General features: G+C 24.1%; 17 protein-coding genes. All 17 read right to left on the reverse strand.

Features of this window, described 5'->3' with window-relative positions; genetic code table 11:
- Positions 1–7 precede the first annotated feature (7 nt).
- The 17 genes from ACYUDJ_RS17525 to ACYUDJ_RS17605 all read right to left on the reverse strand — a co-directional run bounded on the left by ACYUDJ_RS17525 (position 8) and on the right by ACYUDJ_RS17605 (position 11,487).
- Positions 8–253, reverse strand: coding sequence for a hypothetical protein (locus ACYUDJ_RS17525; protein WP_460289715.1), 246 nt, complete (start codon positions 251–253; stop codon positions 8–10).
- Between the two features lie 26 nt (positions 254–279).
- A complete protein-coding gene (locus ACYUDJ_RS17530) occupies positions 280–570 on the reverse strand; it encodes a hypothetical protein (protein WP_460289716.1) in 291 nt (96 codons plus the stop codon).
- 45 nt (positions 571–615) lie between these two features.
- Positions 616–750 (reverse strand): hypothetical protein, encoded by a 135-nt coding sequence (locus tag ACYUDJ_RS17535; RefSeq protein ID WP_460289717.1) that lies wholly within the window; start codon positions 748–750, stop codon positions 616–618.
- 20 nt (positions 751–770) lie between these two features.
- Positions 771–1,460, reverse strand: coding sequence for a Fic family protein (locus ACYUDJ_RS17540; protein ID WP_460289718.1), 690 nt, complete (start codon positions 1,458–1,460; stop codon positions 771–773).
- A gap of 57 nt (positions 1,461–1,517) precedes the next feature.
- Positions 1,518–2,141, reverse strand: a complete 624-nt coding sequence (locus tag ACYUDJ_RS17545; RefSeq protein WP_460289719.1) for a hypothetical protein — start codon at positions 2,139–2,141, stop codon at positions 1,518–1,520.
- A gap of 50 nt (positions 2,142–2,191) precedes the next feature.
- Complete coding sequence (locus ACYUDJ_RS17550; RefSeq protein WP_460289720.1) at positions 2,192–3,433, reverse strand: hypothetical protein; 1,242 nt, start codon at positions 3,431–3,433, stop codon at positions 2,192–2,194.
- A gap of 31 nt (positions 3,434–3,464) precedes the next feature.
- Positions 3,465–3,953, reverse strand: a complete 489-nt coding sequence (locus ACYUDJ_RS17555) for a hypothetical protein (protein ID WP_460289721.1) — start codon at positions 3,951–3,953, stop codon at positions 3,465–3,467.
- A gap of 40 nt (positions 3,954–3,993) precedes the next feature.
- A complete protein-coding gene (locus tag ACYUDJ_RS17560; protein ID WP_460289722.1) occupies positions 3,994–4,254 on the reverse strand; it encodes a hypothetical protein in 261 nt (86 codons plus the stop codon).
- Positions 4,255–4,319: 65 nt separating this feature from the next.
- The gene (locus ACYUDJ_RS17565; protein ID WP_460289723.1) at positions 4,320–4,892 is read right to left on the reverse strand and encodes a hypothetical protein; all 573 of its coding nucleotides are present in this window, start codon (positions 4,890–4,892) and stop codon (positions 4,320–4,322) included.
- A 48-nt stretch (positions 4,893–4,940) separates the two neighbouring features.
- Positions 4,941–5,300: a hypothetical protein gene (locus ACYUDJ_RS17570; RefSeq protein ID WP_460289724.1), complete on the reverse strand. Its 360-nt coding sequence runs from the start codon at positions 5,298–5,300 to the stop codon at positions 4,941–4,943.
- 14 nt (positions 5,301–5,314) lie between these two features.
- A complete protein-coding gene (locus ACYUDJ_RS17575) occupies positions 5,315–5,509 on the reverse strand; it encodes a hypothetical protein (protein WP_460289725.1) in 195 nt (64 codons plus the stop codon).
- Positions 5,510–5,618: 109 nt separating this feature from the next.
- Complete coding sequence (locus ACYUDJ_RS17580) at positions 5,619–5,765, reverse strand: hypothetical protein (RefSeq protein WP_460289726.1); 147 nt, start codon at positions 5,763–5,765, stop codon at positions 5,619–5,621.
- A 92-nt stretch (positions 5,766–5,857) separates the two neighbouring features.
- Positions 5,858–6,049 carry a hypothetical protein gene (locus ACYUDJ_RS17585; protein ID WP_460289727.1) on the reverse strand — a complete coding sequence of 64 codons (192 nt, stop codon included), beginning with the start codon at positions 6,047–6,049 and terminating at the stop codon, positions 5,858–5,860.
- 365 nt (positions 6,050–6,414) lie between these two features.
- A complete protein-coding gene (locus tag ACYUDJ_RS17590) occupies positions 6,415–7,875 on the reverse strand; it encodes a nuclease/transposase family protein (RefSeq protein ID WP_460289728.1) in 1,461 nt (486 codons plus the stop codon).
- Positions 7,876–8,214: 339 nt separating this feature from the next.
- The gene (locus ACYUDJ_RS17595; RefSeq protein WP_460289729.1) at positions 8,215–9,408 is read right to left on the reverse strand and encodes a hypothetical protein; all 1,194 of its coding nucleotides are present in this window, start codon (positions 9,406–9,408) and stop codon (positions 8,215–8,217) included.
- 376 nt (positions 9,409–9,784) lie between these two features.
- Complete coding sequence (locus ACYUDJ_RS17600) at positions 9,785–11,071, reverse strand: ATP-dependent DNA ligase (RefSeq protein ID WP_460289730.1); 1,287 nt, start codon at positions 11,069–11,071, stop codon at positions 9,785–9,787.
- 143 nt (positions 11,072–11,214) lie between these two features.
- Positions 11,215–11,487: a hypothetical protein gene (locus ACYUDJ_RS17605; protein ID WP_460289731.1), complete on the reverse strand. Its 273-nt coding sequence runs from the start codon at positions 11,485–11,487 to the stop codon at positions 11,215–11,217.
- Positions 11,488–11,667: the final 180 nt, after the last annotated feature.

The following is an 11,667-nucleotide window of genomic DNA, read 5'->3' on the forward strand; positions in this document are numbered from 1 at the left end:
TTTACCCTCATTTTAACATTTTTTTTAAAGTTCTATCTTTTTTATCAAGAATATTTTGCAATTCCTTTATTAAATTTAAATCAGTAACTCTTTTTGCTATTTCTCCTCCATACCCAAAATAAAAATTACATTTATCTCCATTCATATCTTTGACTATACCTTCATAATCATCATAATTGATACAAACCTTATAATACTCATCGCACCAATATATAAAGCTGTCAACAGGATATTGTAATTCTTTTTGTTTCATAAAAAATCATTCCTCTAATTTATTATTTAACTTGTAAATTTATCAAAATTTCTTTGAAAAATTTCTTCTTTTTCTTCTTCTGTATCTATATTTGGATACATTATTGAAAAACTATCTTCTTCATCTTCTATATCCTCTTCCTCAATTGCATCTTCTGACACATATATTTCTTGAATTATTGCAACTCTTATAATTTCTATATTAGTGTAATAATCTTTATATTCATCTAACCAATCTTTAACTTCTTCATCATCTTGTAACCAATCATAGCCATATCCGTCTCCATCAAAATAAGTAGCTAATATTGTTTTATCCATTTTTACTCCTCCCATTTATTAGTTTATCAAAATATTTTCTCTATCTTATAAATCATGTATTCTTGTAATATGACAACATTCTAAACATACATATTCCTCAAATTCTCCAACTTCATCTTCTCCTGAGCCTTCTTTGTCTAAATATTCATCGCATCCACATTCTTCACATTGAAATTTCATTGTTATTTCTCTCCTTCCTATTATCTTTCTAAGCATTTATTATATAAAAAATCACAAATATTATCAGCTTTTTGTGTGTTATAAAATTCAACCATTAATGTATTGAATTCTAGCTTATCTTTTGCTTTTATATTTAAAACACCTTGACCATTAGATAGTAAAACCCCATTTGCTAGTAGCCTGCCTGTTCTTTTATTACCATCATAATAGAATTGATTTAAAGCTACAAATAAGAATATCTCAAAAGCTAATTCAGTTTTAGTCTTACATCTATCTATAATTTTAGGTAGCTCGTTTGAAAAAACAGAATTCAATAATTCTGCTTTCGGAGGAATATAATCAGTTCCACCTATTCTTACTTGACCATCTCTAAATTTACCACTTATTAATGCTTCATTAATTGCTACTTTATTATTTATATTATTAAATATTTCTTTATTAAGTTCAAATTCATCCTTTTGAATTAATCCAAATAAATATTCCCAACTATTCTTTAAATCATATATTTGTTGCTCGTCTGAAACTCTATGTCCTCCAACTGTTATACCATCTAGTAAGGTCTGAACCTCAGGATATGTGAAAGGGTTTCCTTCTAAATTTCCCATATTAAAAATAACATCTGGAAGTGTCTTTTTAACTATAAATATGAGTTTTTTAATATCTATAGGTGGAATTATATCTGAATATTGTTTTGTCCTTGTAAATAACATTTTCTCTACCCCTTGCTTTATTTTAAAATAACTTTTTATTTATTAACCTATGATAAACTAATCATCTTGCAATTCTTTTTTTGTTTGTAAATAATTTTCATCTAGTAAATCTTTTATTACATTGTTGCAAAAATAGTTATATAAATCTAAGTTTTTTTCTTGATTGATTTTCATTTTATCTATTGATTCTTGAAATATATTATATACATGTTTTATATTTTCATCACTTATTGCTTTATCTCCATTAGTTTGTTTAATTTTTCCAATTATTTCTTTTTCATTGTATTTCATGTTTTTTAACATATTTTTATTTTCAATTATTTTTTCATTTACATTTAATGGGTTTCCTGTACATATCAAACCATTTGCGACAACACTTACAAAAGCGTTAACTGCAACTAATTCCGAAGTTGTTTTAGATATTTCTATACATTTAGATTTTACTTGCTTCAATAATTCATCTTTATCATCAAATAACGTTTTATTTATTCCTTTTATATAAAAAGTCCCTGCTATCCCCATAATTTCATATAGTTTTTCTTTTTCAAGACTATCTAATGATTGGAATAATTTGTAGATTGAATTATACGGATATTCTTTTATATAATTTACATGATATGGATTCATATAACTTACAATTGCATCTTTTATTGTTTTCTCACATACTGTATTATTTTTCATGCTTTTCCCCCTTTTTTATTATTCAAAGTATATAAAATTTTCCATTTATTTTAATTACTTTTTTTAACAGGGATATCAAATACCATTATAGTTAACAATATTTCTCTATTATTGTCATTGGGTTGATTAAAAATATATCTAAAACATGTTTCTTGCTGAATATTAATTTCTTTTTTATAACTAGGGTGTTTTTGTGCTAAATCAGGTATTTTTTTTATTATATTACTTAAATTTTTATTTCTATTGAATATAAGTATAGCTCCTTTTGTATCTCTCCAACACATATAACTTAAAATTTGATCTATAGTATCTGTAAACACCTTGTCGCCTTTCCAAAATTTACATTCACCTATAAATACGTTTTTCCCATTTTCTCTCATTAATATATCTGTTTTGCCATTTGCATTAAAAGTTTCTCCTGTTGCATTACCTTCATAAATACCATTTAATTGAACTAAAAAATGCTGCCTCAAGGATTCTTCATCCATCTTACTAAAAGCTTCAGGACACCTTTCCATAACTATGCTCATATTATTTAACGTATTAAGAATATCTTCATATGTTGACATATCAATACTTGGTTCGGGAACAAAAGTTTTCTCTTTTATTATAGGTTTTTCTATTTCTACATTTTTTTTAGTTGTTGGAACTACATAAGTTTTTGTATATTCAGTATTTTTTCTTAATGGGATTCCTAATGATGCAACTAAATTTAAATCTTTTAACAACTTATCTTTTCTTTTAAAAAACAATTGTTTTAAATAATTTTTTAAATTATCATTAAAAGGTAATATGCTTTCATTTTGCCAATCTATATATTGTTTTATCAATTTAATGTTTTTATCTAAACCACTCTTAATTTGTTCACTTGTTAAATTTGTATTCTCAAAAGTGAGTAATAAATCAGTATCTTTTACAACTCCACAAGGAATTATAGTTGAAAATGTGGATGGTTTTAAATAAAATAATTCTCTATCTCCTTCGTAAGGTATTCCAATTGTAATTGAATTTCCTTTTATATAAAAAGGTCTAGTTCTATCAGAAATCGCCCTATCCCATTCATGGGATACATCTACATCTATTTCTTTTTGTTCAATAATACTAATTTCTTCTTCATGTAAAACTAAAGGATTGATTATATATTTATTATATAAATATTCAATATAATCATCTTGATTAACATTTAAGATATAATCAGATTTTTGATTTTCTATATTTTTCTTTATATTTTGTTTATGGCATTCAATTGTATTATATAAGTCTCCTTTGCTATAAAACAAATAATCTCTCATACATTCATCCCCCATTTTTAATATAAATTTCTCATTTTAATACAATTTTAAATCCATTTACTTCTTTTAATTCTTCACACTCATATTTATTCCAAAATTCTTCATCTGTTATTTCTTCTAAATGATTATCTTTTATATATTCTTGTTTTAAATGTTTTTTATTAAAAGCTACCATAAATTGATAATCTTCTTCACATCTTATATTCCATATATTATATAATTTTGGAGTATAATGTTCCTCTACTTCATCTGCTATAAATTCATCATAGTAATACCAACCTGTCTCTGACATTGTATGTTCCTCATTTTCAGACTTAGAGTAATCTATAACAGCATACTTAATTAAGTTATTTTCCTTATCATATCCTAAGAATACATTATCATTATAAATATTATTATCTGTATAATGGAATATCTTTGTTCCAATCCCTACTTCATTCCAATTTTCTATAGGTTTTAATCTTTTTATTAACTCTTTACATTTATATGTTTCCGCCATATACATTTCTTCTCTATTCAATATAATTCAACCCCTTTATCAAACTTTAGCTTTCAATATTTTACTCTATTTTTGTAATTTTACCTGTTCTTTTCCAATGCTCTTCTGAATTGCACAAACTACAATCTCCATCCTCTGACCTTTCTATTATTTCCCATGTAATATTTAATTTAGCATCTTTTGTATCAAATAAAACTCCTATATCATCTGTATGTGCATCAATATCAGCCATATCTTCATATGTTTTTGCATCACAATAATTATTTACATCTGGTTCATATTCTATTATTTGTGTCATTATCATTCTTATTTTTTTAGACATTTATAATTCCTCCATATTATTTAAAGTGATTTATTGCTTTTTTATATAACAAACATTTCTCCTATTTAAATAAAATTAAAAACATCTTCTTTATTAAAAATATAATAATTGAAATCTTCTTCGTTTATGCACCATTCTTTGTCATCTTTATCAGCATTTATATCAATATTTGTCATACTTCTACTTAGATAAATTTTATCTTTATCACTATTTCCTTTGTATTGCTCTTTTAATTTTTCTTTGATTCTTTCTATGTTCTCATCTACTTTTATAATATAATTTTCATCATTTCCTATATTTTTCAATATAATATCTGTTCCATAACCTTTACTTTGTGTCTTTATATTAGTTAATTTACATTGTATAAACTTTACTTTATTTTCTTTATTATTTTTAACATAGCATTCTTCAAACAACTCTAAGATATTATCAATTGCTGGGTTTTTCGGTGTGTTAAATGCCTCATCTATATTAAATGCTTCATCATTGGTGATAAAATGATACAATATTTCATTGTTGATTTCTTCTATTTTGGTACATTTTATAGGTGTTAAGTTATAAGTAATGAATTTATCTCCTATTTTATATTCTCTATCTATTGGAATTTTATTTTTACCACATACTATATATCTTTTCATAATAATACGCTCCTTTACTTTATTAAAATTTCAAATTGTATATTAATTTTAATCAAAACAAATTTTAATATTTATTTTAGATAGATTTGAATAAATTAATTTATATATTTGATTTTTAAAAACTCCCTGTATAGTTATTTGATATTTTTGGTTTTCTTTAATATTACCTTCTGAATCCTTTTCGTATTCTGAATACACACTATTCTTAACTTCTTCTATTAAAAATCCTTTAGGTAGTTTAATTTTCTCATTAAAAGCACTGTCTGAAACTAACTGTATATCGTCAAATCCATCTATTATATACTCTGCGGTTTTGAATTTATCAATAAAGTCTTTATCAAATTTACTTAAGGCCTCTTCAATCTTAAGAAATAGAACCGAATTACTAGCACTTATTTTTATATTCATTTAAAGAACCTCCTTTAAATTTTATTTTTTAATTCTTCTAAATCAATATTTAACAATTTTCCTATTTTTAGCAACTCTTCTGCTAAAAAGTTATCATTTTTCAATTTATATAAAAATGTAGTATAAGGTATCTCTACTTTTTCAGCTACCCATTTAATATCGTGTCTTTGATCTTTTATTGTTTCTATTATAACTTGTGCTACATTCATTTCATATCTCACCCCCTTGCCTTATTTATCCATTTTATTATATCACATGAATATAAAATCTTGTAGTCATAACTACAAGATTTTGTACTTGCAGATAAAAAAATATTTTTTATTTATAATTTTTCTTAAACTTATTATGTTCTTTTTCTAATAAAATTTTAGCTTCCTCTATTTTACCTTGTTCTATTAGTGAAAGTGCTTCACCAATAACAAATCCTAATTCAACTTCTCTAATTGATATATCATCATATTTCATATGTTACCATCTCCTTACAATTCTCATTATATTCCTTTTATTTGGCTTTGTCAAATAAACTTATTAAATTATTTTATATTATACTCTTATAATTACTTAAATCTATTTAAATTATTCTCTTTAATTTCTTTTTTTATATCTCTTATATAACTTATTACCATAATACTAGCTAATAATCCTCCTAAAAAACTAGGTATATTCTTTTTAATGTAGCTTAGTATTAATAAAGGGGCACATGCTCCTAATAAAAAAACTAACATATATAGTTTCTTCTCATTATTCATTTCCATCCTCCTATTTATGAAATTAATTTATATTTAAGCAGCTAATAACTCATCTCCAGATTTACTTAATCCTAATTGCTTATAAGTATTTCTTAAATTATTTACAGACTGTTTAGGTGCTATTGACTTATGTGTTTTAAAATTATCCCAAAATAAAACCTGAACCTCATCACAAGCTAAAGCTTGGCAGGTTCTTATTTACTAAATAACTTTCTCTTATACTCTCATTTATAAAATACATTATAAATTACAACATACAAGCACTAATTATAATTCAATAAGACTTTCACTAACAAAGCAACTGTTGTTACCATTAACGTTAGTATAAGGCTCGATTCTAAACCTTTATAATATAAATATAGATTTTATATCCCCATACTAGATATTAATTTATATCCATTTTTCTTTAATTCTTTTAATCTATTTATTTCTCTATCATGCAATTCTTTAAAATTACCATATGTTTTAATACATGATTCTCTATCTATTTTATCCATTTTGTCATTTACATTCATTATTAAAAATGCACTATATAAATCTCTTTGTATATTTATGTCCTTATTCCATCTATCTTTTAGTTCTTTTTTATTATATTCATCTGTAAAATGATTATATTGACTTGCCTTACATTTCTTTGTATCTATCTTATATAAATTCTCGTTATTATATTTTAACTTATTATCTAACATGGTTAAGAACATTGCAGGTGCTTTGTTTGCTAAACTCTTACCAAATCTTTTCTTTTTATTAAACCTCTTAGTTTCTTCATTTATAGTAGTTTTCTTAACACGTTTCTGTAATCCTTGATAATTCATATCTTCAACATAGAATTTATCACCTAATGATAATAACCAATTTATCATTTTACAATGGTCTTGTTTCCTCAATTCTGTTTGCTTTCTAAACAATTCTTTTCTTAATGCTCTTATCTTTTTATATTTATTGCTATATATCCACCTATCTCTATTACCATGTTTAATAGTTCTATCTTTATTGTATTTATTAGGATTCATACTTCTTTTACTTCTGTCCATACGCCTTTGTAATAGTTTTATCTGTCTATCTATATTATTTATACTAGGTGCTAGTTCTAACAATTTGCAGTCAGTTTTACTACTTATAGCAACAGTTTGAGTACCTATATCAATTCCTACTTTTTCACTACTCATACAACCTTTAACTTCACCAGTTTCTTTATTGACTTTTGTTGGTGGAACACCTTCAAGTATTAATTGAGCATAGAATTTAGTTTTGCCTTTAATATCTTTTCTTAATATTCTACAAAACTTTACTCTATCTTGAATAGCTTTTTGTGCATATAAATCATTATTTTTTATTATTATTGAAAACTTAGTTTTCATCCAAATAATATATCCATCTCTATAAATTATTCCTTGCCTATTATCTAAAGCTTGGACTGAACTCAATTCATTATATTTAATAAAATTAACTCTTTTAGCTTTATGAAACATTAACTTTTGAATAGTAGCAAAGGCTTTATGAGATTGATTTTGAGCTGTTTTACTTTCTATTCCAAAATAGTTATACATAGAAGTTACATATCTTTGAAGTGATTTCTTAGTTAAACCATACTCTTCATTACACTCTTCATATTTTTTATTTCTCAACTTTGTATCTTTAATCTTTTTGATTTCTCTATACTGTTTAGATTCAATCATATGATTATATCTTTTAAGAGCCTCACCTAAACAAGAATTATATATTTTTCTGCACTTCTCAAATCTTTTATTTAATATATGTTCTTGATAGGGTTCAATTTTTAATGGTAATGTTAAAGTATAACTTGAAGTTTTTGATTTACCCACGAATTTCTCACTTCCTTTCTCAATTTGTTAAATTTAGTATATCATGTATTTTATACAACGTCAATACTTTTATTAAATTGTTTTATATTAATATAAAATTTCTCTTTTATTATGATATATAGAATATTACAGGTGATTAATTGGTGTGGTCTTTGGTGAACAATTGGCGTATAGAAAACTCGAATCTATAAAAAGTGATTAAATGGCGTATAAATTCTATATAAATAAGTCTATATCTTATTAGCTTTAACCATTTTACTATTAAAAATACGCCATTTAATCACCCAATACCACATCCAAAAATTATTTGTAGTATTAAACACACTATTAATACGCCAACTAATCACCACTTTTGTTATAGTATTTTTCATCTATAGGAAAGTCGTTTTCATAATATGAGTTAAATAATTTTTTAGGTTTTTCAACATTATTGAAATGCAATCTAACGTCAATATATCTCAATAAAGCTTTTATATAATTTATTTTTTCTAAGTTTAAATCCTCTATTTCTATTTCATTAAATCCAAAACTTAATAATCTTTGTTTTATTTCTTTCCATGTTTTATATTTGTGTAAATTATTAACATACTCTTCTGCTTTTTTAATTTTTTTATTTTTCTTCTTTAAAGTAATATAAATTTTCTCACAATTTTCTTTATAACTAACCTCTAAAACACCAACATCCTCTAATAATTTTAAAGCATTTTTTATATTTCTTTTCCTATACTTTCTAGCAGTAGAATCTTTCATAGGGAATCTATCTATTAAAGTATCCATATTCATCCATGCAAAACCAGTTTTTCCTCCCCATTGTAGAGCCAATAGATATATTCCTCGTGCTAATAAATTGTCTATTTTACTAATATTATTTAAGTCATAAAATAATTTATAATTATAATAAATCATATCATAACAAAATCTGCTTAATTTAATATTGGTTATATCAAAATCTTCATTATCATAAAAACTTTCTTGAACCGTCATAGATTCTAAAAAATGAAATCCTATTTTATTATTTGAAATGTATTTTTTTTCTTTCGGATTGTATAAGCCACCTGAATATCTTGAAAAAATAGTTGTTGCTAACCATATTTCAATTGACATTTTTAAATTATTCATGACATTTTTATTAGGTCTTACATATCCCATTTCTTTAGCTAATTCATATCTTTTAAAATCAATAAACAAGTCTTTTTCTTTTAATTCTTCATAAGGTTTTAAATTAATAACATTTTTTACAGCTTTTTTATTTAAATATATTCTTTGCAATGCTAATAAAACTTCCCTATCTTTTAATGTCGGAACTCCATACTTACCATGACCACTAATTTCAACACCTCTTTGGATTGTTTTATTATCTTCTGTACTATCCCATACATACTCTACAGATGTTATTGTTTTTCCTTCTTTACCTTTTCCCCTATATTCTTGCATAAAAGGTAATTGCACTATATCGCTTCCTGTAATCCCCTCATTAGCATTTATAGTTATTGTTTTAGAAGTATTTAATGACTGAATAGCCATGTTATCCACATCACCTCTTTTGTATTTTCAATATTTAGTAATAGTTTTCCACAATGAATAATATAATATTACAAAGATAAATTTTAAAATACGCCATCTAATCACTTATTATACGCTATTTAATCACTATACACAAGCCATTTACTCACCTTTGATAAGCCATTTAGTCACTTTAAACACGTCAAATACTCACTATACACACGCCAGATAATCACTTTGAAACCCTGTATCTATTGTCTTCACTATTCTGTAGCCATTGTATACTCTTATATATACTCTTATGAAATTTTTCTATATATTCTTGTATAGATAAGAGGATAGATACTTATAACAAAATCTACCCTCTTTCTTTTCTATTCTATATTATTTTTATTATTGTATTATTTTAAAAATAACTTGGTTCTATTTTATCATTTCTCATACATTTATAAACTGGAAATCTTAAAGAAATACCTCCATTTTGATTTTTAGTTTCTTCAAAATATTGCACTTCTATTATTTTTTCTATAAAAGCATCTTTATTTTCCCAAAACATTTTTCTATCTTCATCTGTATATCCTGAACCAACTTTTACATTATGTCCTTTATAATCTATTATAAAAGACCCTAAAACTCCTTCATTTCTTCCTGTACCTTCTTCACAACCTATTATTTTACAATCTGCTGAATTCATAATCTTTACTTTCAACAGATCTTTTGTCCTTTTACACTGATATTTAGTATCTACTAAATTAATCATAATACCTTCTTCCCCATTTTGTATAGCTTTATTTAATAATTCATCTATCTTATTTCTATTTTCTCCAACATATAACATAGGCACTTCTTTAATCCACTCTGTTTTTAAATCGCATAAGAGGTTGTGTAATTGATTTTTTCTTGTTAAGGTGTCATTTATAGACTTACCTTGTTTAAATTCGTCTAAAGGTATCATATCGAATATATTGAATATTAAATTAATTTTTTTGACATCTTTCTTTCTTATAATTTTTTGAGTTTCTTGAAAAAGTTGTTTACTATCTAGGTTTTTATCATTTTTTAATAAGACTTCCCCATCATAAACCATATTATCTTTTAAACTTTCTGCATCTTTAATAATATCTATTAAACCTTCTATTGATTGTCCTTGTCTTGAAAATAATTTCACGACTCCATTTTCTTTTACTAGAACCATTCTATTACCATCTAATTTTGTAGTTATTATAAATTTACCTTTTACTCTATCCATATTTTCATAATATTTTTCAGCTAACATAACATTAAATTCTGGAATAAAATTTTTATGTATTTTATTTATTGTTTTTGCTGTAATTCCTATTTTTAAAGACTTAGTTACTAATTGTTTTAAAACATCTTGATATTCCACATCTTGATTAGTAATCCAATTTTGAATTGTTCTTATATACTCGTCTGTACCTGTATTATTTACTTTTAAAAATTTCATAACATCTGTGATTGTATCTAGCTTATTATTTACTTCTAGTTTTACATTTTTATTTAATTTTTTAGTACTTATACCCGTAACTATATAAGGATTATATAAAAAGAAAAGTATGTCTTTTAATAATTGATTGTCTTTATTTTCTTTTAATATATTTTCTTTTGCTATTCTACTTGAATCATTACCTATACTTTTTAATATTTCTAAACATTCTTTTAAATTATTGTTCATATAAAACCATCCTTTTATTTATATTTTAAAATTATTTTTATTTTGATAGTCAAAATATATTTAAAAACAATCTATACTTTGACTATCAAATTGTTTTTATTTACTTTTTTGGAATATTATTTATTTAACAAATTATTAGTAAATTACTCCCAATTTTCTATTATTATTTCTTTATCCTTTGTGAAAACACTTATATTAAATATATCATTTTCTACTTTAACTATGTCATTTATTTTAATTATGTACTTGTCCATTTCTTCAAATTCATTATATCCTGTTATTTCAATATTATTATTATCAATATTGTGTTTATAGCACATATTTCTTAAAACCTTTTCATCTCCCTCTATTTCAGAAATTGTTATGCCATATCCTTTATTGTCTTCCAAATAGTTTATTATTGCTTTTACTTCCATGTAAAAAACCTCCATTAAATCCTTTTTATTTATTTAAATTGTTCTATTTTATCGAACAAGTGTTTTGTTTGAACCTATTTTTATTATAGCACAAGCCAAATCTACTAACAATTATTTTTAAATATGTTTTTTTAACATATTTTTTATAAAATATATTTATACACTAAAATATTTTAACAA

It is taken from the genome of Clostridium sp. CTA-6 (genome assembly GCF_054768115.1).